The 21,193-nt window shown below is 72.1% G+C and carries 21 protein-coding genes; 11 read left to right on the top strand and 10 right to left on the bottom strand.

The genetic code is table 11. The annotated features are described in order from the left end of the window. Nucleotides 1-160 precede the first annotated feature (160 nt). The 3 genes from AW27_RS26695 to AW27_RS26685 all read left to right on the top strand — a co-directional run bounded on the left by AW27_RS26695 (nucleotide 161) and on the right by AW27_RS26685 (nucleotide 3,032). A complete protein-coding gene (locus AW27_RS26695) occupies nucleotides 161-883 on the top strand; it encodes an SDR family NAD(P)-dependent oxidoreductase (RefSeq protein WP_037930724.1) in 723 nt (240 codons plus the stop codon). Beyond that, nucleotides 880-2,034 carry an S-adenosylmethionine:tRNA ribosyltransferase-isomerase gene (locus AW27_RS26690; protein WP_370466578.1) on the top strand — a complete coding sequence of 385 codons (1,155 nt, stop codon included), beginning with the start codon at nucleotides 880-882 and terminating at the stop codon, nucleotides 2,032-2,034. Before AW27_RS26695 ends, AW27_RS26690 begins: the two co-directional genes overlap by 4 nt. 296 nt (nucleotides 2,035-2,330) lie before the next feature. Beyond that, nucleotides 2,331-3,032: a transglycosylase SLT domain-containing protein gene (locus AW27_RS26685; RefSeq protein ID WP_037930688.1), complete on the top strand. Its 702-nt coding sequence runs from the start codon at nucleotides 2,331-2,333 to the stop codon at nucleotides 3,030-3,032. Between the two features lie 101 nt (nucleotides 3,033-3,133). On the opposite strand, the gene AW27_RS26680 is transcribed toward AW27_RS26685, so the two are convergent. Next, on the bottom strand, nucleotides 3,134-5,653 hold the full coding sequence (locus tag AW27_RS26680) for an ABC transporter ATP-binding protein/permease (protein ID WP_236647891.1): 2,520 nt from the start codon (nucleotides 5,651-5,653) through the stop codon (nucleotides 3,134-3,136). Between the two features lie 233 nt (nucleotides 5,654-5,886). On the opposite strand from AW27_RS26680, the gene AW27_RS26675 reads away from it, so the two are divergent. Beyond that, nucleotides 5,887-7,455: a streptophobe family protein gene (locus AW27_RS26675; RefSeq protein WP_037930682.1), complete on the top strand. Its 1,569-nt coding sequence runs from the start codon at nucleotides 5,887-5,889 to the stop codon at nucleotides 7,453-7,455. Nucleotides 7,456-7,535: 80 nt separating this feature from the next. After that, complete coding sequence (gene serB / locus AW27_RS26670; RefSeq protein WP_037930676.1) at nucleotides 7,536-8,735, top strand: phosphoserine phosphatase SerB; 1,200 nt, start codon at nucleotides 7,536-7,538, stop codon at nucleotides 8,733-8,735. Between the two features lie 92 nt (nucleotides 8,736-8,827). Here serB and AW27_RS26665 read toward each other — a convergent pair whose 3' ends face one another. From AW27_RS26665 to AW27_RS26650, 4 genes are all read right to left on the bottom strand, one after another. Continuing rightward, entirely contained in the window at nucleotides 8,828-9,349 is a 522-nt protein-coding gene (locus tag AW27_RS26665; protein ID WP_037930673.1) for a SixA phosphatase family protein, read from the bottom strand. A gap of 82 nt (nucleotides 9,350-9,431) precedes the next feature. Further along, nucleotides 9,432-9,590, bottom strand: a complete 159-nt coding sequence (locus AW27_RS26660; protein WP_370466577.1) for a hypothetical protein — start codon at nucleotides 9,588-9,590, stop codon at nucleotides 9,432-9,434. A 227-nt stretch (nucleotides 9,591-9,817) separates the two neighbouring features. After that, complete coding sequence (locus AW27_RS26655; RefSeq protein ID WP_257855467.1) at nucleotides 9,818-9,937, bottom strand: SGM_5486 family transporter-associated protein; 120 nt, start codon at nucleotides 9,935-9,937, stop codon at nucleotides 9,818-9,820. Between the two features lie 5 nt (nucleotides 9,938-9,942). Continuing rightward, nucleotides 9,943-11,241, bottom strand: coding sequence for a CynX/NimT family MFS transporter (locus AW27_RS26650; RefSeq protein WP_037930669.1), 1,299 nt, complete (start codon nucleotides 11,239-11,241; stop codon nucleotides 9,943-9,945). Nucleotides 11,242-11,348: 107 nt separating this feature from the next. On the opposite strand from AW27_RS26650, the gene AW27_RS26645 reads away from it, so the two are divergent. Beyond that, entirely contained in the window at nucleotides 11,349-12,134 is a 786-nt protein-coding gene (locus AW27_RS26645) for a FadR/GntR family transcriptional regulator (RefSeq protein WP_078557213.1), read from the top strand. Here the strand turns inward: AW27_RS26645 and AW27_RS26640 are convergent. The 3 genes from AW27_RS26640 to fabG all read right to left on the bottom strand — a co-directional run bounded on the left by AW27_RS26640 (nucleotide 12,115) and on the right by fabG (nucleotide 14,247). Continuing rightward, complete coding sequence (locus AW27_RS26640; protein WP_037930666.1) at nucleotides 12,115-12,546, bottom strand: hypothetical protein; 432 nt, start codon at nucleotides 12,544-12,546, stop codon at nucleotides 12,115-12,117. The two genes, AW27_RS26645 and AW27_RS26640, sit on opposite strands and share 20 nt — an antisense overlap. Before the next feature lie 205 nt (nucleotides 12,547-12,751). Beyond that, a complete protein-coding gene (gene fabI, locus AW27_RS26635; RefSeq protein ID WP_037930663.1) occupies nucleotides 12,752-13,522 on the bottom strand; it encodes an enoyl-ACP reductase FabI in 771 nt (256 codons plus the stop codon). 5 nt (nucleotides 13,523-13,527) lie between these two features. Then, nucleotides 13,528-14,247, bottom strand: coding sequence for a 3-oxoacyl-[acyl-carrier-protein] reductase (fabG, locus tag AW27_RS26630; protein WP_031148971.1), 720 nt, complete (start codon nucleotides 14,245-14,247; stop codon nucleotides 13,528-13,530). Between the two features lie 184 nt (nucleotides 14,248-14,431). Here fabG and AW27_RS26625 point away from each other — a divergent pair, with 184 nt between their 5' ends. The 3 genes from AW27_RS26625 to tyrS all read left to right on the top strand — a co-directional run bounded on the left by AW27_RS26625 (nucleotide 14,432) and on the right by tyrS (nucleotide 18,756). Further along, a complete protein-coding gene (locus AW27_RS26625; RefSeq protein WP_037930653.1) occupies nucleotides 14,432-15,955 on the top strand; it encodes a TldD/PmbA family protein in 1,524 nt (507 codons plus the stop codon). Between the two features lie 88 nt (nucleotides 15,956-16,043). Then, nucleotides 16,044-17,435 (top strand): metallopeptidase TldD-related protein, encoded by a 1,392-nt coding sequence (locus tag AW27_RS26620; protein ID WP_037930650.1) that lies wholly within the window; start codon nucleotides 16,044-16,046, stop codon nucleotides 17,433-17,435. 52 nt (nucleotides 17,436-17,487) lie between these two features. Further along, a complete protein-coding gene (tyrS, locus tag AW27_RS26615; protein ID WP_037930644.1) occupies nucleotides 17,488-18,756 on the top strand; it encodes a tyrosine--tRNA ligase in 1,269 nt (422 codons plus the stop codon). A 90-nt stretch (nucleotides 18,757-18,846) separates the two neighbouring features. Here the strand turns inward: tyrS and AW27_RS26610 are convergent, their stop codons facing one another. After that, entirely contained in the window at nucleotides 18,847-19,125 is a 279-nt protein-coding gene (locus AW27_RS26610) for a GlsB/YeaQ/YmgE family stress response membrane protein (RefSeq protein ID WP_037930642.1), read from the bottom strand. 240 nt (nucleotides 19,126-19,365) lie between these two features. Between AW27_RS26610 and AW27_RS26605 the strand changes: the two genes are divergently transcribed. Next, the gene (locus AW27_RS26605; protein ID WP_052031394.1) at nucleotides 19,366-19,644 is read left to right on the top strand and encodes a DUF3099 domain-containing protein; all 279 of its coding nucleotides are present in this window, start codon (nucleotides 19,366-19,368) and stop codon (nucleotides 19,642-19,644) included. A 136-nt stretch (nucleotides 19,645-19,780) separates the two neighbouring features. Beyond that, entirely contained in the window at nucleotides 19,781-20,032 is a 252-nt protein-coding gene (locus tag AW27_RS26600) for a hypothetical protein (protein WP_037930637.1), read from the top strand. Here the strand turns inward: AW27_RS26600 and moaA are convergent, their stop codons facing one another. Beyond that, complete coding sequence (gene moaA / locus AW27_RS26595) at nucleotides 20,033-21,022, bottom strand: GTP 3',8-cyclase MoaA (RefSeq protein WP_037930634.1); 990 nt, start codon at nucleotides 21,020-21,022, stop codon at nucleotides 20,033-20,035. It lies immediately after the preceding gene. Between the last annotated feature and the right edge of the window lie 171 nt (nucleotides 21,023-21,193).

Genomic DNA, 21,193 nt, shown 5'->3' with positions numbered 1-21,193 from the left:
GTGACCTGCGGGATCGGACGGTGGGAGGGACCTGGGGCGGGTCGCAGGGCGTAGGTCCAAGGGACCTGTAGGGGCGGGGCCGGCGGCCGACGCGGCGGGGGGCCGCCCCTTCCTACGGTGAGGGCATCTGCTGGTCGGGACGAAGGTGAGGGTGCTGTCGATGTCGGTGGCGATCGTGACGGGGGCGTCCAGGGGGCTCGGCCGGGCGCTGGCCGGGGAGCTGGCGGCGCGGGGCTGGGACCTGGTACTGGGTGCGCGGGGCGCGGCGGCGCTGGAGGAGACCGTGGCCGGGCTGGGGCGGGCCGGTGGGGTGCGGGTCGTGGCGGTGGCCGGGGACGTGTCCTCGGGGGCGCACCGGGCGGCGCTGGTGGCGGCCGCGCGGCGGCTGGGCGGGCTGGACCTGCTGGTGAACAACGCGGGGGTGCTCGGGGCCGAGCCGCTGGTGCCGCTGGCCGTGCATCCGCCGGCCGGGCTGCGCGAGGCGTTCGAGGTCAATGTGCTGGGGCCGCTGGGGCTGGTCCAGGAGGGGCTGTCGCTGTTGCGGGCCTCGGCGGCGGGGGCCGTGCTGAACATCAGCTCGGACGCCGCGGTCGTCCCGTACGCCACGTGGGGTGCGTACGGGGCGACCAAGGCCGCGGTGGACCAGCTGTCGGCCGTGCTGGCGGTGGAGGAGCCGGAGCTGCGGGTGTGGTGGGCGGATCCGGGTTCCATGCGGACCCGGATGATGGCGGCGGCCGAGCCGGAGGAGGACCTGGCGGCGCTGCCGGCACCGGAGGAGGTGGCTCCGGTGCTGCTGCGACTACTGGAGCGGAACCTGCCGAGCGGGCGGTACACGGCGGAGGGGCTGGCCGGGGCCGCGGCGGACGGCGGGGCGCCGCGATGAGCGGGAGGGGCGGCGGGATCCGGGCCGGAAGGCGCGGTCGGGCGGTGGTGGGGGGCGAGGGGCCGAATGCGGGACTGTATATAAAGGACATTCCTCGCGAACTGCTGGCCCGGGTTCCGGCCGAGCAGCGGGGGCCGGGGCTGGGCCGGGACGCGGTGCGACTGCTGGTGTCACGCGGCAGCACCGATGTCTCGCTGCACGCCTTCCGGGAGCTGCCGCACCTACTGCGGGCCGGCGACGTGCTGGTGGTGAACACCTCGACCACCCTCCCGGCCGCCGTGGACGCACGGCTGGGCGGGGAGACCGTAGTGGTGCACTTCTCGACGCAGGGGGACGACGGCCGCTGGGCGGTGGAGCTGCGCAGCCCGGCGGGCGGCGGGACGACCCGGCCCCGCCCCGGCGGACCGGCCGGCGCGGTGGCGGAGCTGCCGGACGGCCGCCGCCTGGGCCTGGAGGAACCCCTCGGCGCGGGCGCGGACCGGCTGTGGTGGGCGCGGCCGGGGCCGGGTCCGGGCGGGATCGCGGAGCTGCTGCGCGATCACGGGCGGCCGATCCGGTACGCCTACACGGAGCGGGACCAGCCGCTGTCCGCGTACCAGACGGTGTTCGCGGTACCGGCGGCGGACGGCTCGGGCTCGGCCGAGATGCCGAGCGCCGGCCGGCCCTTCACCGCGGAACTGGTGGCTCAGCTGGCGGGCCGGGGGGTGCGGTTCGCCCCGCTGACCCTGCACACGGGGGTGGCTTCCCAGGAGGCGCACGAGCCGCCCTACCCGGAGCGGTACGCGGTGCCGGCCGCGACGGCGGCGCTGGTGAACGCCGCGCGGGCGGGGGGCGGGCGGGTGATCGCGGTGGGGACCACCGCGGTGCGGGCGCTGGAGTCGGCGGCGGACGCGCGCGGGGCGGTCCGCGCGGCGGGCGGGTGGACCGATCTGGTGGTGACACCGGAGCGCGGGGTGCGGGCGGTGGACGGCCTGCTGACCGGGCTGCACGAGCCGGAGGCCTCCCGCCTCCTGATGCTGGAGGCGGTGGCGGGGCGTGCCGCCGTACGGCTGGGGTATGCGCAGGCGCTGGCCCGGCGCTGCCTCTGGCATGAGTTCGGCGACCTCCATCTCCTCCTGAAGGATGACAACCGTCACGGAAAGCATTGCTGAAGCAACGCATGGTGAGAACGGCGTAAGGGCGGTGTGAGCCCCGGCATAGGACCCACATCACTTACGAAGCTCCCTAGTGGAAGAGTGCAGGTCCCATCAGTGCGGTCAGGGCCCGCGTCGAGGCCGGAACACCCCCCTCGACGCCCGGCCCTGATCCACTAAGCAGGATCGTACGTCACACCTTTGCCACAGGATTTTGCCGCCGCTAAGAATTGCTCCCGTCGCCAGGCGCCGCGGATCCCGGATCCGCAGGGCGCCTTCCTGCGGCCCCCGCTATTCGAAGAGGTTGCCCCGCCATGTCTGCTTCCCGCACCCCCGGTCACAGTCGTCTGACGAAGGCACACAAGCTGTCCATCGCCGGTGTCGCCACCCTGAGCGCCGCCGCCGTCGCCTTCTCCCTCGTCCCCGCCGACGCCGCCGAGGCCGAGACCATCTCGGCCGCCCCCGTCGCCTGGGCCCAGGCCGTGAACGGCACGCAGACCAAGGCGCTGTACGGGCACCTCTCCGCGCAGCACGTCATCGCCGACGCCAACGCGAAGGCCGCCGCCGCCAAGGCCAAGGCCGAGGCGAAGGCGAAGGCCGACGCCGACGCCAAGGCCAAGGCGGAGGCCGCCGCGAAGAAGGCCCGCGAGCAGAAGGCGGCTGCGAGCCGCTCCGCCGCGCGCACCCCGGTGTTCGCGAACAACCTGGACGGCTGGATCAAGGAAGCGCTCTTCATCATGAAGCGCGAGGGCATTCCGGGCACCTACGCGGGCATTCACCGCAACATCATGCGCGAGTCCAGCGGCAACCCGATGGCCATCAACAACTGGGACATCAACGCCAAGAACGGCATCCCCAGCAAGGGCCTGCTCCAGGTCATCTACCCGACCTTCAAGGCGTACCACGTCAAGGGCACCAAGTTCGACCAGTACGACCCGGTCGCCAACATCGTCGCCGCCTGCAACTACGCGGCCGACCGCTACGGCTCGATGGACAACGTCAACAGCGCCTACTAGGCCTGCGGCGGTCCTCGCCCCACTCACACATGCGCCGCAGGGCGGCACCCAGGATCCGGGTGCCGCCCTGCGGCGTGTGCGCGTGTCGCGGGCGTCCGCGGCTACTTGCCCGCGCGCATGACCTCGGGCTCGTGGCGGCGCAGCAGGCGCTGCACCAGGAACCCGCACGCGATGCCGATGGCCAGCAGGATGATGATGTTCAGGCTCCACTGGCCGACCGTGGCGTCCCAGAGCGGATCGGTGTTGGTCGGGTTGTCACGGTCCCACGGCGGCATGAGCCGGCCGAGGTTCAGGGTGGTGCCGGCGGCGGCGATGGCCCAACGGGAGGGCATCAGCCAGGCGACCTGCTCCAACCCCGGGGAGTCGTAGACCTGGAAGAGGATGCCGGTGAAGACGACCTGGACGATCGCGAACATGACCAGCAGCGGCATGGTCTTCTCGGCGGTCTTCACCAGCGAGGAGATCACCAGGCCGACCATCATCGAGGTGAAGCCGAGCGCGATGACCGACAGGCACAGCTCGACGGCCGGCGGCATCAGCAGGCCCTCGGCGGGCAGGTCGCGCGGGGTGAAGCCGATCACGCAGATGATCACGCCCTGGATGGCCGTGATGAAGCCGAGGACGATCACCTTCGACATGAGGTACGCCGACCTGGACAGGCCGGTCGCGCGCTCGCGTTCGTAGATGACGCGTTCCTTGATCAGCTCACGGACCGAGTTCGCGGCGCCGGAGAAGCACATGCCGACCGCGAGGATCAGCATGATCGTGCCCGCGTCGCCGTTGAAGCGCGACGGCGGGGTCGGCGGTGCCAGGCCGAAGGTCGCCGGGATGACCGTGGAGACCACGCCCAGGACGGCCGGCAGGATCAGCATCAGGCCCATGAAGCCCTTGTCCGACGCGATCACCGAGACGTAGCGGCGGATCAGCGTCCACAGCTGCGCGCCCCAGCCCTGCGGCTTGGCCGGGCGCATCTGCTGGGCCGACGGCATGACGACCGGCTGCGGGGCGACCGCGTCGAGCTCGGCGGCGTAGAGCTGGTAGTGCTGCGAGCCCTTCCAGCGGCCGGCCCAGTCGTAGTCCCGGTAGTTCTCGAAGGCGGAGAAGACGTCCGCCCACGTGCCGTAGCCGAAGAAGTTCAGTGCCTCGTCCGGCGGGCCGAAGTAGGCGACGGACCCGCCCGGGGCCATGACCAGCAGCTTGTCGCAGAGCGACAGCTCGGCGACGGAGTGCGTGACGACGAGGACCGTGCGGCCGTCGTTGGCGAGGCCGCGCAACAGCTGCATGACGTCGCGGTCCATGCCCGGGTCGAGGCCGGAGGTCGGCTCGTCCAGGAAGATCAGCGAGGGCTTGGTGAGCAGTTCCAGGGCGACGGAGACGCGCTTGCGCTGACCACCGGAGAGCGCGGTGATCTTCTTGTCCTTGTGGATGTCCAGCTTGAGCTCGCGCAGCACCTCGTCGATGCGGGCGGCACGCTCGGCCTCGGCGGTGTCGCCGGGGAAGCGGAGCTTGGCCGCGTACTTGAGCGCGGTGCTGACCTTCAGCTCCTTGTGCAGGATGTCGTCCTGCGGGACCAGGCCGATGCGCTGGCGGAGCTCGGCGAACTGCTTGTACAGGTTGCGGTTGTCGTACAGGACGTCGCCCTGGTCGGCGGGCCGGTAGCCGGTCAGCGCCTTGAGCAGGGTGGACTTGCCGGAGCCGGAGGGGCCGATGACGCCGATCAGCGACTTCTCCGGGACGCCGAAGGTGACGTCCTTGAGGATCTGCTTGCCGCCGTCGACCGTGACCGTGAGGTGGCGGGCCGAGAAGGAGACCTCACCGGTGTCGACGAACTCCTCGAGGCGGTCGCCGACGATGCGGAACGTCGAGTGGCCGACGCCGACGATGTCGTTCGGGCCCAGCAGCGCGGTGCCGGACTTCGGCAGCGCCTGGCCGTTGACGTAGGTGCCGTTGTGGCTGCCGAGGTCGCGGATCTCGAAACGGCCGCCGGGCATCGAGTGGAACTCGGCGTGGTGGCGGGAGACCTGGAGGTCGGAGACCACCAGGTCGTTCTCCAGCGCACGGCCGATCCGCATCACGTGTCCCAGCGCGAGCTGGTGGAAGGTCGTCGGGCTGCGGTCGCCGCCGTACTGCGGTGCTCCGCCCTGCGCCGGGAGGGACGCGGCGCCGTCGCCCTGCTGGTGCGGCACGTGGGCCTGCGGCTGCTGCGGCGGCTGGTTCCAGGCCTGCTGGGGCTGCTGGGGAGCCTGGTAGCCGGCTGCCTGCGGCTGGGCGTAGGCCTGGGCCGGAGTCTGCTGGGGCTGCTGCTGCGCCACGGCCGGCTGCGGCGCGGCGGCGGCGCTCAGATTCAGCCGCGGGCCGTCGGTGGCGTTGCCCAGGTGGACCGGCGTCCCCGGAACCAGCGCGGTCTGCTGGACCCGCGCCCCCTGCACGTAGGTGCCGTTGGTGCTGCCGTGGTCTTCGAGCCCCCAACCCTGGCCGTTCCAGGCGATGGTGGCATGCCGCCACGACACCCGCGCATCGTCGATCACCACGTCTCCCTGGGGGTCCCGCCCCAGCGAGTACGACCTGGACGGATCGAGCGTCCAGGTCCTGCCATTCAATTCCAGTACGAGTTCCGGCACTCCAGCCCCACTTAAGTCCCCCGAGATTCCCCCACGACGTCAGGGAGTCTAGGGATGGCGAACATCCGGGGGAACTATTTCAGGCCCACAGCCGTATGTGGAATCCGGGCCTGGCCCGGGCGTCTACGTCTGCCCGTTGACGGGGGCGAAAGTCACCCGGAGAGTGAGATACGGGACTTCTCGCCAGGGGTGTCCCGCCGCGTACGGCTCGGCAGGCATCGGGGGTTCACCGCATGCACCGCATCCGCTGGGGAGACGTGGTCCTGTCCGCCGTGGCCGCCGTGGGCTGGTCCCTGATCGTGATGGCGGGGGTGGCCGGCCTGGGTCTGCGCCTGCTGGGGGCGGACGCCGCCGGGGGTTCGCTGGGGCCGATGACGGCCGCGGTGGTGGTTCTCGCCGTCGGTGGAACCGTGGACCCCTCGGGTGACGTCTCGGTGTTCGGAGTTGCCGGGGCGGGGGCCGAAACCTCCCTGGACGTCATGCCCTTGGGCGTGTCACTGGCCGGCGCCCTGGTGCTGGCCGGGGTGTTCCTGCGGTCGCTGCGGGCCGGGGAGGGTCCGGGCGGGACGGCGGCCAGGGTCGTGGCGTTCACGGCGCTGCTCGTCGCGACGGCGGGCGGGCTGGCATGGGCCGGGCACGACGTGGTCACCCTCGACGGTGTGTCACCGCCGAGCCCCCCGGTGCGGATCGAGGTGCCAGGGGTCGGGGACATCGGCGGGCTCCTCCCGGACCGCGTCGGCGACCTGATCGAGGCACGGACCCGGGTGGGCTTCTCCGTGGCGACCGGGCCGACACTGCTGGGCGCGGGCCTGTGGGCGCTCGCGGTGCTGGCGGTGGCGCTGCTGGTCTCGCGGCGCGGACCCGCCGCGCTGGCCCGACTGCGTCCCGCCGCCTCGGCGGTGGTGACGGTGCTGCTGGTCGCGGTGGCGGCGGGGCTGGCCGCCGCGGTGTGGGCGGCGGCGGGCGACGAACACCCCCGGCGGGTGCTGGGCGCAGCGCTGCTGGGCGCACCGAACGGGAGCTGGCTGGGGGTGCTGCTGGGGCTGTCGGTACCGCTGCGCGGCGTGGCCACGGGCAGTTCGGCACGGCTGCTGCCCGATCCGCTGGACGACCTCCTGTCGGCCTCGGCACGGGAGCCCGTGACGGTGGCCCGGCTCGCGGAGTACGACGGGCGGGCCTGGCTGCTGGTCGTGGGGGTCTCGGTGCTGCTGCTCGCCGCGGGTGTGCTGGCGGCCGTACGGACACCGGGACGCGGCGTCGCGGGGTGCGCGGTGCGGCTGGGCGCGGTGACCGGGGTGGCCCTGGTGGTGCTGGTGCGGCTGACGCGGCTGTCGGCGGACGCCTCGCTGGCGGTGCTGGGCGTGGACCTGGTGGACGCCGGGGTGGAGCTGCGGGGGGACGTCCCCTACGCCCTGCTGCTGGGCTCGGTGTGGGGTGCCGCGGCCGGTGCGGCCGGTGCGGTGCTGGCGGGCCGGAGGCGGCCGGCGGAGGTCCGGGCCGCGGGCGGTACCGGGGGGCCGGCCCCGGTGGATCCCGGCGCGCCCACGGCCCCGTACGGGACGGGTCCTGGCGGGACGGGCGCGCGGGGTGCGCGTGAGGTGCCGGGTGCGCCGCCGGGGTGGGCGGTGCCGTACCTGGACCCGGACGCCTCCTGGGACGTGACGGTCACCGGCATCCCCCCTCGCCCGCCCCGCCGCACCCCGCCCCCGCAGCGGCCGCCGTTCACCCCACCGCCCCCGCCGGGCGCCCCGCCGCCGCCGAAGCCGCCGATGCCGCCGGGGCCGCCGGTCCCGCCGCGCTGACGGCCGGGCAGGACGCGGCACGTTCAGGAAATGGGACGGGGGTCCTGTCGTGGGGGCCGGGAAGATACGGTGAGGGCACCATGAGCGCATCGCAGACCTCCGACGTCCCCACCCTCCTCGTCAAGATCTTCGGCAAGGACCGTCCCGGGATCACCGCCGGGCTGTTCGACACCCTCGCCGCCTACTCCGTCGACGTCGTCGACATCGAGCAGGTCGTCACCCGTGGCCGCATCGTCCTGTGCGCCCTCGTCACCAAGCCCGTCGGCGGCACCGAGGGCGACCTGCGGGCCACCGTCCACAGCTGGGCCGAATCGCACAAGCTGCAGGCCGAGATCCTGTCCGGCACCGGCGACAACCGGCCGCGCGGCAGCGGCCGGTCCCACGTCACCGTGCTCGGACATCCGCTCACCGCCGAGTCCACGGCCGCCATCGCCGCGGAAATCACCGGGGCCGGCGGCAACATCGACCGTATCTTTCGCCTCGCCAAGTACCCCGTGACCGCGGTGGAGTTCGCCGTCTCCGGGGTGGAGACGGAACCGCTGCGCACCGCACTGGCCACGGCCGCCTCGCACATCGGCGTGGACATCGCCGTGGTCTCGGCCGGTCTGCACCGCCGGGCGCAGCGGCTGGTCGTCATGGACGTGGACTCCACGCTCATCCAGGACGAGGTCATCGAGCTCTTCGCCGCCCACGCCGGGTGCGAGGCCGAGGTCGCCGAGGTCACCGAGCGGGCCATGCGCGGGGAGCTGGACTTCGAGCAGTCGCTGCACGCCCGGGTGGCGCTGCTGGCGGGCCTGGACGCGTCCGTCGTCGACAAGGTCCGCGCCGAGGTGCAGCTGACGCCGGGCGCTCGGACCCTGATCCGCACGCTCAAGCGGCTCGGCTACCAGGTGGGCGTGGTCTCGGGCGGCTTCACCCAGGTGACGGACGACCTGCGGGAGCGGCTGGGGCTGGACTTCGCCTCCGCCAACACCCTGGAGATCGTCGACGGGAAGCTGACGGGCAAGGTCACCGGGGAGATCGTGGACCGGGCGGGCAAGGCCCGGCTGCTGCGCCGCTTCGCCGCGGAGGCCGACGTACCGCTGTCCCAGACGGTGGCCATCGGCGACGGCGCCAACGACCTGGACATGCTGAACGCGGCCGGGCTCGGCGTGGCCTTCAACGCCAAGCCGGTGGTCCGGGAGGCCGCGCACACCGCGGTGAACGTGCCCTTCCTCGACGCGGTGCTGTATCTGCTCGGGATCACCCGCGAGGAGATCGAGGCCGCCGACCTGGCCTGACCCGTGACGGGTGCGCGAGGCACCCCGGTCCCCGAACGTGAGGGCCCCGGCGGCCGGTGCGGCTGCCGGGGCCCGCTCGCGTGCCGTGCCGGTCAGTGCCCCTTGGGGGTCCAGTAGTCCAGCAGGGTGCCCACCCCGTGCTCCAGGGACTTCCACGATCCGGTGAAGGAGACGACGGCGAGCGCAGCGGTCGGGAACCCCGTACGGGTCATCCGCGCCAGGGTGTCGCCCTCCGCGCGCCCGGCGAGGGCGTCGGCGAGGGCGTGCATGCCGGGGTTGTGGCCGATGACGAGGAGGTCGGAGACCTCGTCGGAGGTCTCGTTCAGCAGGGCGATGAGCTCGCCCGGCGAGGCGTCGTAGATCCGCTCCTCGTAGTGGGTCTTCGGCCGGTGCGGCATCTCCTGGACGGCGAGCTTCCAGGTCTCGCGGGTGCGGGCCGCGGTCGAGCAGAGGGCCAGGTCGAAGACGATGCCGGTCTCGGCGAGCTTCAGACCGACGGCCGGCGCGTCCTTGCGGCCCCGTTCCGCCAGCGGACGGTCGTGGTCGGACACATCGGGCCAGTCGGCCTTGGCATGCCGGAGGAGGGCGATCCTGCGGGGTGTGTCTGCGCTCATGGCTCCCAGCTTCGCATGAAACGGGCCGTGGAGCGCAGGGTGTTGAGGGGGCTCGTCCCAGGTGGTGGGGGCGCTCGCGAGGTCAGACGACGGCGCGCAGGAGCTGTTCGACGAGCTGGACGAGGCCGGAGACCCCGCCGGTGGCCGCGTGGGCCTCACCGGATCCCGTGAGGAGCAGCAGCAGGAGGCCGAAGGCGAGTGCGGGCAGCGCCGGCGCCCACCAGTGCAGCCTGGTGCTCACGGCGGTGGTCGTGCGCGTCCGGCGGGCGGGGGCAAGGGACCGTGTGTGCGTGGGGGCCGACATGGCCGCCTCCGTGGGTGTGTGGACCGGACTGGCTCGCTGCCTGCGAATCTACGGATCCGGGACGGCGGTTCCCATCCGGGGCACACCCCACTTCACCCTGAGCCTGACCCCCTAGGGGTGGGTGGAGATGTCCCTACCCACGCCAGCGGCCGGGGTCGCGTTCGTCACGGCGAGGCGATCGTCGCGATCACGGAGATGATCACGGATACGACGAGCATGGCGCCGAGGACGAGGCCGAGCTTCCTGCGGCCGCCCTCCGGGTTCGGTTCGAGTACGGGTGACATGCGGTTCAGTCTCGCATGCCGCATTCGTCCTCGATCGTGCGGTCCCTGCCCGCGAGGACGCCGAGGGCGATCTGCGGTACGAGCAGGCCGGCCATCAGGGCGAGCGGCAGGTCCCAGCCTCCGCTGTGCTGGTAGAGGGCGCCGATGACGAGCGGGCCGGGGATGGAGATGAGGTAGCCGGTGCTCTGCGCGAAGGCGGAGAGCCTGACCACGCCCGCCGGGGACTTGGCGCGCAGTCCGATCATGGTGATGACGAGGGGGAAGGCGCAGTTGGAGACGCCGAGCAGGAGGGCCCATGCCCAGGCTCCGGCCGCGGGGGCCGAGAAGAGTCCGAGGTAGCCGACGAGGCCGAAGACGCCGAGGGTTGCCGCGATGGCGCCCTGGTTCCTCATGCGGCCGGCCAGGCCGGGGATGACGAAGGCGAGCGGTACGCCCATGACCATGGTGACGGCGAGCAGCACGCCGGCGGTGGAGGCGGAGACCCCGGCGTCGCGGAAGATCTGCGGGAGCCAGCCCATGGTGATGTAGGCGCCCGTGGCCTGGAGACCGAAGTAGCAGGCCAGGGCCCAGGCGGTGCGGCTACGGACGACCCGCGGGCCCGCGTCGCTCCCTGCGGCGGCATTCGCGCCGGAGCCGGCGGCGTCCCGGGGCCGGTCGGCACGAGCGGCGGCGCGCGCGATGGGCAGCCACAGCAGTACGGCGACCACGGCGAGGGAGGCCCACATCAGCAGGCCGGTGCGCCAGCTGCCGCCGAGGGCCTCGGTCAGCGGGACGGTCGCGGCGGCGGCGAGCGAGGTACCGGCGGCCAGGGCCATGGAGTAGAGGCCGGTCATGGTGCCGACCCGGTCCGGGAAGTAGCGCTTGACGATCACCGGGAGCAGGACGTTGGTGAGGGCGATGCCGGCCAGGGACAGGGCGCTGGCGGCCAGGAACCCGGCGGCGCCGGCCGCGAAGGGGCGGATCAGCAGCCCGGCGGCGACGGCGGCCATGCCCGCGCAGACGACGGCGACCGGGCCGAAGCGGCGGGAGAGCCGGGGCGCGGTGACACCGAAGACCGCGAAGCACAGGGCCGGGACGGAGGTGATCAGGCCCGCGACGGTGCCGCTCATGCCCAGACCGGCCCGGGTCTCCTCGAAGAGGGCGCCGAGGCTGGTGATGGCGGGGCGCAGGTTGAGGGCGGCCAGCACGATTCCGACGATGAGCACGGGGCCGAGCCAGGCCGGCGGGGCCGGCGCGTGCGGGGTGGCGACGGCGGCGGCTGCCGCGGCGGGCCGGTGGAGCGTCTTGGTCTCTTCGTCGGACATTCACCCATCATAGAATCATGGGATGATTGGTTGTCCAGCGGCGTCAGCCACACTTGCACCCGCACCGCAGCAGCGGCCGCGACCCCGGCCGCACGTGAGAGGAACCCATGCCGCTGACCTCGCCCCGGCGCTCCGCGCTCGTCGATCAGGTGATCGCCCAGTTGCGCAACCAGATCACCTCCGGCGAGTGGCCGGTCGGCTCGCGCATCCCCACCGAGCCGGAGCTCGTGGAGCTGATGGGAGTCGCCCGCAACACCGTGCGCGAGGCCGTGCGCGCGCTGGCGCACAACGGCCTGCTCGACATCCGGCAGGGCTCGGGTACGTACGTCATCGCGACCAGCGAGCTGGCCGGCGTCATGCACCGCCGCTTCGCCGGGGCAGAGCCGAGGCACATCGCCGAGCTCCGCTCCACGCTGGAGTCCTCAGCGGCCCGGCTGGCCGCGGAGCGCCGCACGGAACGGGACCTGCTCCAGCTGGACGCCCTGCTGGCGCGCCGCGAGGAGGCCTGGGCGGGCGGGAACGCGGAGCTCTTCGTGGCGGCGGACGTGAGTCTGCACATGGCGGTGGTGACGGCCTCGCACAACGACGTGCTGATCGAGCTGTACGCGGACCTCGGCGAGCTGGTCGCCGACTGGCTGCGGGCCGACGTGGGCGCCGTGCTGGACCCCGCAGCCCATCTCGACCACACCCGACTGATCGAGGCGATCCGGCGCGGGGACGGGGACGCGGCGGCTTCGGAGGCCGCGGGCTATCCGTTCGTCTGCCTCGGCAAGGAGGCCGGGCGGACCGAGGAGGCCGGGCGGACCGAGGAGGCCGGGCGGACCGAGGAGCCCGTGGGCGCCCAGGGGCCCGGGGACGCCCAGGGGGGTCCGGTCACGGCCGCCGGTGGCTGACCCAGGCCGCGCGGACCTCCTTCCAGCAGCGGCCGGTGAGTTCGGCCCGGGCGGCCGGGCCCACGGCCACGGCCGCGCCGTCGCCGTCCAGGTCCCACCAGCGGTCGCACTCGACGTGCAGGCTCACCAGGTCGGTCTCCGGATAGGCGTTGTGGCAGTGCGCGGTCACCAGGGAGCCCTCAATGGAGGTGGCGCAGTCGGCGCCGAAGAGTTCGCGGGCGGCGGGCCGCGAAGGCTGCGCGGGGGGCTCGGCGGGGATGTCGGCGAGGTCGACGGCGGCCGGCGTCGCCGCCTCGGCGCCCGGAGCCGCCTCGTCTCCGGAGGACTGAGCGGCCACGGCCGGGATCAGGAGTCCGGTCACGATCACTGATGTGACCAGTATCGATACTGCTCGGCTCGGCCTGGTGCGCACCCCTGCCTCCTCCCCGCCGAAGCCAGGAAGATCCCGACTTGGTCAGTTTGCAGGCATCTGTCCTGGTTTTCGACTCGGGAAGATCCGGTCGGCCGCTGAACATGCGAGCGAAGGCGGTCGGCGGACGCGAGAACGGCGGCGGCCGCGCCTCCCCCCGGGGGGAAGCGCGGCCGCCGCCGTACGGATACTCGGTTGCGGCCCGGGGTCAGGCACCCATCGCGTGGACGCCGCCGTCCACGTGGACGATCTCACCCGTGGTCTTCGGGAACCAGTCCGACAGCAGGGCGACGACGCCGCGGCCGGTCGGCTCCGGGTCGCTCATGTCCCACTCCAGCATGGAGCGGGTGTTCCAGACCTCGGCCAGCTCGCCGAATCCCGGAATGGACTTCGCGGCCATGGAGCCGATCGGACCGGCCGAGACCAGGTTGCAGCGGATGTTCTCCTTGCCCAGGTCGCGGGCGAGGTACCGGCTGGTGGCCTCCAGGGCGGCCTTGGCCGGGCCCATCCAGTCGTACTGCGGCCAGGCGAACTGCGCGTCGAAGGTGAGGCCGACGACGGCCCCGCCCTCCGCCGGGAAGAGCGGCTTGCAGGCCATGGTCAGCGACTTCAGAGAGAACGCCGAGACGTGCATGGCGGTGGCGACCGACTCGAACGGCGTGTTCAGGAAGTTGCCGCCGAGCGCGTCCTGCGGCGCGAAGCCGATGGAGTGCACGACGCCGTCGAGGCCGCCGAGCTCGTCGCGGACGAGTCCCTCCAGGCGGGCCAGGTGCTCGTCGTTGGTGACGTCGAGCTCGATCACCTTGACCGGCTTGGGCAGCTTCTTCGCGATGCGCTCCGTCAGCGAGGGGCGGGGCCACGCGGTGAGGATGACCTCGGCGCCCTGCTCCTGCGCCAGCCTGGCCGTGTGGAAGGCGATGGAGGACTCCATCAGCACACCCGTGATGAGGATGCGCTTGCCCTCGAGAATTCCGCTCATGGTGATCAGTGACCCATGCCCAATCCGCCGTCAACGGGAATGACGGCTCCGGTGATGTACGCGGCGTCGTCGGACGCCAGGAAGCGGACGGCTGCCGCGATCTCCTCGGGCTGCGCGTAGCGGGCCAGCGGCACCTGCGCCACGATCCCCGCACGCTGCTCGTCGGTGAGCACCTTCGTCATGTCGGTGTCCACGAACCCGGGCGCGACGACGTTGAAGGTGATGTTGCGGGAGCCCAGCTCGCGGGCGAGCGAGCGGGCGAAGCCGACCAGCGCGGCCTTGGAGGCGGCGTAGTTCGCCTGCCCCGCCGAGCCGAGGAGCCCGACCACCGAGGAGATCAGGACGACCCGGCCCTTCTTGGCGCGGAGCATGCCGCGGTTCGCACGCTTGACCACCCGGAACGTGCCGGTGAGGTTGGTGTCGACCACGGAGGCGAAGTCCTCCTCGGACATCCGCATCAGCAGCGTGTCCTTGGTGATGCCGGCGTTGGCCACGAGCACCTCGACCGCGCCGTGCGCGTCCTCGATCTGCTTGTAGGCCTGCTCCACCTGCTCGGAGTCGGTGATGTCGCAGCGCACCGCCAGGACACCGAGCTCGGTGAGCGCCTGCGGCGGCTCACCCGACCGGTATGTGATCGCGACCTTGTCGCCGGCCTCCGCGAAGGCTCGGGCGATGGCGAGGCCGATGCCCCGGTTTCCTCCGGTGACGAGAACCGAGCGGCTCAACGGATCACCCTTTCGCTAGCGGTCTGAATACCGAAAACCTATAGGTCGCGTCGCTCGTCCGGGGAATCGACCCCCGACAGGGCCGCGCAGCGGGCTCTGTCGAGTCCCTACAGAAAGATGTAGGCACAAGCACCCCGATCGCGACATGATCGGGGCGACCGTCCCCGACCCCGGGAGGACTTCCGTGCCCCATTCCATCGACGCGGCCTTCACCGCGCTGCCCCTGCGGGCGCTCGCCGACGCGGCGCTCGCCCGGGCCCGCGCGCTGGGTGCCGACCATGCCGACTTCCGGCTGGAGCGGATCCGCAGCGCCTCGTGGCGGCTGCGTGACGCCAAGCCCTCCGGCGGGTCCGACACCACCGACCTCGGCTACGCGGTCCGGGTCGTACACGCCGGCAGCTGGGGCTTCGCCTCCGGCGTGGACCTGACCATGGACGGCGCCGCCAGGGTGGCCTCCCAGGCCGTGGCCATGGCGAAGCTGTCCGCGCAGGTGCTCAGGGCCGCCGGTTCGGACGAGCGCGTGGAGCTCGCCGAGGAGCCGGTGCACGCGGACCAGACGTGGATCTCCGCCTACGAGGTGAACCCCTTCGAGGTGCCGGACGCGGAGAAGGCCGCGCTGCTCGCCGACTGGAGCTCCCGTCTTCTGGCGGCCGACGGCGTGGCGCACGTGGACGCGTCGCTGCTCGCCGTACACGAGAACAAGTTCTACGCCGACACCGCGGGCACCACGACCACGCAGCAGCGGGTCCGGATCCACCCGCAGCTCACGGCGGTCGCGGTGAACGGCACGACGGGCGAGTTCGACTCGATGCGCACCATCGCCCCACCCGCCGGCCGCGGCTGGGAGTACCTGACGGGCACCGGCTGGGACTGGAACGCCGAGCTGGAGGAGATCCCCGGCCTGCTCGCCGAGAAGATGCGGGCACCGAGCGTGCAGGCCGGGCGTTACGACCTGGTGGTCGATCCGTCCAACCTGTGGCTCACCATCCACGAGTCGATCGGCCACGCCACCGAGCTCGACCGGGCGCTGGGCTACGAGGCGGCGTACGCGGGCACCTCCTTCGCCACCTTCGACCAGCTCGGCAAGCTCAGGTACGGCTCTCCGATCATGAACGTGACGGGCGACCGCACCGCCGAGCACGGGCTGGCCACCGTCGGCTTCGACGACGAGGGCGTCCAGGCGCAGAGCTGGGACCTGGTCAAGGACGGCACCCTGGTCGGCTACCAGCTCGACCGGCGGATCGCGAGGCTGACCGGCCTCGGACGTTCCAACGGCTGCGCCTTCGCCGACTCCCCCGGGCACGTGCCCGTCCAGCGGATGGCGAACGTGTCCCTCCAGCCGGACCCCGGCGGACTGTCGACCGAGGACCTCATCGGCGGCGTGGAACGCGGGATCTACGTGGTCGGCGACCGCTCCTGGTCGATCGACATGCAGCGCTACAACTTCCAGTTCACCGGGCAGCGGTTCTTCCGGATCGAGAACGGCAGGCTGGCCGGGCAGCTGCGGGACGTGGCCTACCAGGCCACCACCACCGACTTCTGGGGCTCGATGGAGAAGGTCGGGGGCCCGCAGACCTATGTCCTGGGCGGCGCCTTCAACTGCGGCAAGGCCCAGCCGGGCCAGGTCGCGGCGGTCTCGCACGGCTGCCCGTCCGCGCTGTTCCGCGACGTGAACATCCTGAACACCACGCAGGAGGCCGGCCGATGAGCACGCACGATCACCACGGGATCCGCCGGGGGTCCGGGGGTCGCCCCCCGGGACAGCACAGTCTGAACACCACGCAGGAGGCCGGCCGATGAGCCGATCGACCAAGCCGCACGAGATCGTCGAGCGGGCCCTGGAGCTGTCCACCGCCGACGGGTGCGTCGTCATCGCCGACGAGGAGTCGAGCGCCAACCTGCGCTGGGCCGGCAACGCCCTGACGACCAACGGCGTCACCCGCGGGCGGACCCTGACCGTCATCGCGACCGTCGACGGCAAGGAGGGCACTGCCTCGGGGGTCGTGTCGCGCTCCGCCGTCACCGCGGAGGACCTGGAGCCGCTGGTGCGGGCCGCCGAGGCGGCCGCGCGGGGAGCGGGTCCCGCCGAGGACGCCCAGCCGCTGGTCACCGGGACCCCGGCCTCGCCGGACTTCACCGACGGCCCGGCCGAAACCACCTCCGCCGTGTTCGCGGACTTCGCCCCGGCCCTGGGCGAGGCCTTCGCCCGGGCCCGGGCGGGCGGCCGGGAACTGTACGGCTTCGCCAACCACGAGCTGGTCTCCACCTACGTCGGCACCTCGACCGGCCTGCGGCTGCGCCACGACCAGCCCAACGGCACCCTGGAGCTCAACGCGAAGTCCCCGGACCGCCTGCGCTCGGCCTGGGCGGGCCGCTCCACCCGGGACTTCAAGGACGTGGATCCCACCGCGCTGGACGCGGAGCTCGCCGTACGGCTGGGCTGGGCGGAGCGGAGGATCGACCTGCCGGCCGGACGGTACGAGACGCTGCTGCCGCCGACGGCCGTGGCGGACCTGCTGATCTACCAGATGTGGTCGGCCTCCGCCCGGGACGCGGTGGAGGGCCGCACGGTCTTCTCCAAGCCCGGCGGCGGCACCCGGCTCGGCGAGAAGCTGACCGACCTGCCGCTGACGCTGCGCAGCGACCCGAACGCGCCGGGCCTGGAGTCCGCGCCCTTCGTCATCGCCCACAGCTCCGGCGACGACGTCTCGGCCTTCGACAACGGCCTACCGGTCCCGGCGACCGAGTGGATCCGGGACGGCGAGCTGGCCCGACTCTCGACCACCCGGCACACGGCCGGCCTGACCGGCCTGCCCGTCTCCCCCGGCTTCGGGAACCTGATCCTGGACGGCGGCGGTGACAAGACCCTGGACGAGATGGTCGCGGACACCCGGCGGGGCCTGCTGCTGACCTGCCTGTGGTACATCCGCGAGGTGGACCCGGCCACCCTGCTGCTCACGGGCCTCACCCGGGACGGCGTCTATCTGGTGGAGGACGGGCAGGTCGTGGGTGAGGTGAACAACTTCCGGTTCAACGAATCCCCGGTGGACCTGCTGTCGCGGGCCTCGGAGGCGGGCCGGACGGAGAAGACCCTGCCGCGCGAGTGGAGCGACTGGTTCACACGGGCCGCGATGCCGGCTGTCCGCATCCCGGACTTCAACATGAGTTCGGTGAGCAAGGGCGTCTGACCCACCTAGACTGAGCACGGCATTTCCACAGAACGTAAGGAGTCGAGAGACCGTGACGGACATCGTCGACGAACTGAAGTGGCGCGGGCTCTTCGCCCAGTCCACCGACGAAGAAGCGCTGCGCAAGGCCTTCGCGGACGGTCCGGTCACGTTCTATTGCGGCTACGACCCGACCGCCGCCTCACTGCACGTCGGCCACCTGGTGCAGGTGCTCACGATGCGGCGGCTGCAGCTGGCGGGCAACCGGCCGCTCGCGCTGGTCGGCGGGGCCACCGGTCAGATCGGTGACCCCCGTCCGACCGCCGAGCGCACTCTGAACGACCCCGCGGTCATCGCGGAGTGGGTGACCCGGCTGCGCTCGCAGATCGAGCCGTTCCTGTCCTTCGAGGGCGAGAACGCCGCGGTCCTGGTCAACAACCTGGACTGGACGGCGGGCATGTCCGCCATCGAGTTCCTGCGGGACATCGGCAAGCACTTCCGCGTCAACAAGATGCTGACGAAGGACTCGGTCGCCAAGCGGCTGGAGTCGGACCAGGGCATCAGCTACACGGAGTTCAGCTACCAGCTGCTCCAGGGCATGGACTTCCTGGAGCTGTACCGGCGTCACGGCTGCACCCTGCAGCAGGGCGGCTCGGACCAGTGGGGCAACCTGACGGCCGGCCTGGACCTGATCCACCGGGTCGAGCCGGACGCACACGTCCACGCGATGGCGACCCCGCTGATGGTCAAGGCGGACGGCACGAAGTTCGGCAAGACCGAGGGTGGGGCCGTCTGGCTGGACCCGGAGATGACCACACCGTACGCGTTCTACCAGTTCTGGCTGAACGTGGACGACCGGGATATTTCCACCTACATGCGGATCCTTTCTTTCAGGTCCCGCGAGGAGCTGGAGGAACTGGAGGCGCAGACCGCCGAGCGGCCGCAGGCACGCGCCGCCCAGCGGGCCCTGGCGGAGGAGCTGACCACTCTGGTACACGGCGCCGACCAGTGCGCCGCCGTGATCGCCGCGTCGCGGGCGCTGTTCGGTCAGGGCGATCTGGCCGAGCTGGACGAGGCCACGCTGGCCGCGGCCCTGTCCGAGCTGCCGCACGCCGAGGTGGCGGAGCCGGCCCCGGTAGTGGACCTCTTCGCACAGACGGGCCTGGTCGCGAGCAAGTCGGCCGGCCGCCGGACCGTGAAGGAGGGCGGCGCCTACGTGAACAACGTGAAGGTCACCGCCGAGGACGCGGTCCCCGCCAAGGAGGACCTGCTGCACGGGCGCTGGCTGGTGCTGCGCCGCGGCAAGAAGAACCTGGCGGCGGTCGAGGTCACCGGCGCCTGACCGGCGCGGGAGGCGGACCAGCACGGCACACGGCGGAGGGGCCGGTTCGGACTCGCGGTCCGGCCGGCCCCTCCGGCGTGTGCCGCACCCCTAAGTCGTCTGCCGGCTGCCGCCGCGCATCGCCTTGTAGGCCATTTCGCCGAGGAAGACGAAGAGGACCGCTCCCGCGAGCTGCAGGAGGTGGCGGGTCCAGTCGATGCCCCGGGTGTCGGCGACGCCGATCCAGACGGCGACGGCGTTGCCGAGGATGCCGCCGATGATGCCCATCAGCGTGGTCAGCCACAGTGGCTGGTGCTGTCTGCCCGGCAGGATGGCCCTGGCTATCAGCCCCAGTACGAAACCGACGATGATCGCCCACAACCAGCTCATGTCCAGCCTCCTCCCGGCGCGGTGTGCGCACGTGGGCCCAGTTTCGACCCGTCCGGCGTACCGCGCATTTCGGGCGGCACCGTTGAGGGTCCCCCTGTCCCCGCGGCGGCGGGGGCGGCGTACCGTGGAGAGGGTCCGGGCAGCGGAACGCCCGGCCGGCGATCGGGTGGTAGTGACGTGGAACGGGTCAAGCGACAGAAGCGGAACGGGGCCGAGGTCTTCCGGATCACCGGCGCGCGCATGGGGCTCGCCGAGGACGTGCGGGGCCGCCAGCGCCGCTACGTCATCTCGATGACGGTGCGGACCCTGTCGGTCATCGCGACCGTGCTGTTGTGGAACGTATCGCGCCCGGTGGCTGTGGTGACGCTCGTCGCGGGCGCGCTGCTGCCGTACGTGGCCGTGGTCATCGCCAACGCCGGCCGCGAGTCGACGCCGTCGCTGCCCTCCCATTTCGTCCCGGCTCCCGTCCGTCCGGCGCTGGACGCGGGAAACCTCAATAAAAGCTCAGATCAATCATGAAGTTCCGGTGCACTGCACCGGGTCCTGCGTGACATACTGCTCACGCGCTCCGCATCCCCCGTCGGAGCGACGGACCGACGCCGGGCAGCTCCCCCCGTGGCTGCTCGGCGTCGCCCTTCCGTTCTAGGGTGGGGCCGTGACTTCCTCCGACTCCCCCACCCCCGAAGAAATCCCCACCTGCTCGGCCAAGGGCTGTCGTGACGCGGCCGTCTGGGTCCTCGCGTGGAACAATCCGGCGCTGCACACGCCGGAGCGGCGCAAGACGTGGCTGGCATGCGAGGAGCACCGCGAACACCTCTCCCAGTTCCTGGGGGTCCGCGGTTTCCTCAAGGACGTCGTCGGGCTCGACGCGTGGGTGCAGCCGGAGGGCTCGGAGCGCCCGCGCTGATCAGCCGCCGATCGCGGACATGGGGCGGTCGGGCTGGAGGAACGTCGGGTCGTCGAGGCCGGAGCCGGCCTTCTTGCCCCACATCGCCACCTTCCACAGCCGGGCGATCTCCTCGTCCGGGGCGCCCGAGCGCAGGGCGGAGCGCAGGTCCGATTCCTCGGTGGCGAACAGGCACGTACGGATCTGGCCGTCGGCCGTGAGCCGGGTACGGTCGCACGCGCCGCAGAACGGCCGGGTGACCGAGGCGATGACACCGACGGTGGCGGGGCCTCCGTCGACCACCCAGCGCTCGGCCGGGGCGGAGCCGCGCTCGTCCACACCCTCCTCGGTGAGCGTGAAGCGCGTGCGCAGCGACTCCAGGATGTCGCCGGCGGTGATCATGCCGTCGCGCTTCCAGCCGTGCTGGGCGTCGAGGGGCATCTGCTCGATGAAGCGGAGCTCGTACTGGTTCTCGACGGCCCAGGCCAGCAGGTCGGGGGCCTCGTCGTCGTTGAGCCCCGGCATGAGCACGGCGTTGACCTTGACGGGAGTGAGGCCGGCCTCGCGGGCCGCGGCCATGCCCTCGATGACGTCCTTGTGCCGGTCACGGCGGGTGAGGGTCTTGAACACCTCGGGGCGCAGGGTGTCCAGGGAGACGTTCACCCGGTCCAGGCCGGCGGTCTTCAGGGCCTGAGCGGTGCGGCGCAGGCCGATGCCGTTGGTGGTCAGCGACATCTTGGGGCGGGGCTCCAGGGCCGCGCACCGTTCGACGATCCCGACCAGGCCGGGTCTCAGCAGCGGTTCGCCGCCGGTGAAGCGGACCTCGGTGATGCCGAGCTGCGTGACGGCGATGCGGATCAGCCTGACGATCTCGTCGTCGGTGAGCAGATCGGACTTGCCGAGCCACTGCAGGCCCTCTTCGGGCATGCAGTAGGTGCAGCGCAGGTTGCACCGGTCGGTGAGCGAGACGCGCAGGTCAGTGGCCACGCGGCCATAGGTGTCAAGAAGCACTGTGGGCCCCCTCCCCTGTCCGGAAGTAGACGTACGCGCGACATCGGATCCACTTCACGCGTTCTATTTCGAGACTACGGGACGCATGTGTCGTTCCGTGATGCCCGAATGAACGAGACGTGACACGGCCGTGTCGTAGGGACCTACGACACGGCCACGCCGGGTGTTCGG

The sequence above is a fragment of the Streptomyces sp. PCS3-D2 genome (assembly GCF_000612545.2).
Lineage (GTDB): Bacteria > Actinomycetota > Actinomycetes > Streptomycetales > Streptomycetaceae > Streptomyces.
This window is presented reverse-complemented; position numbering and strand designations above follow the sequence as displayed.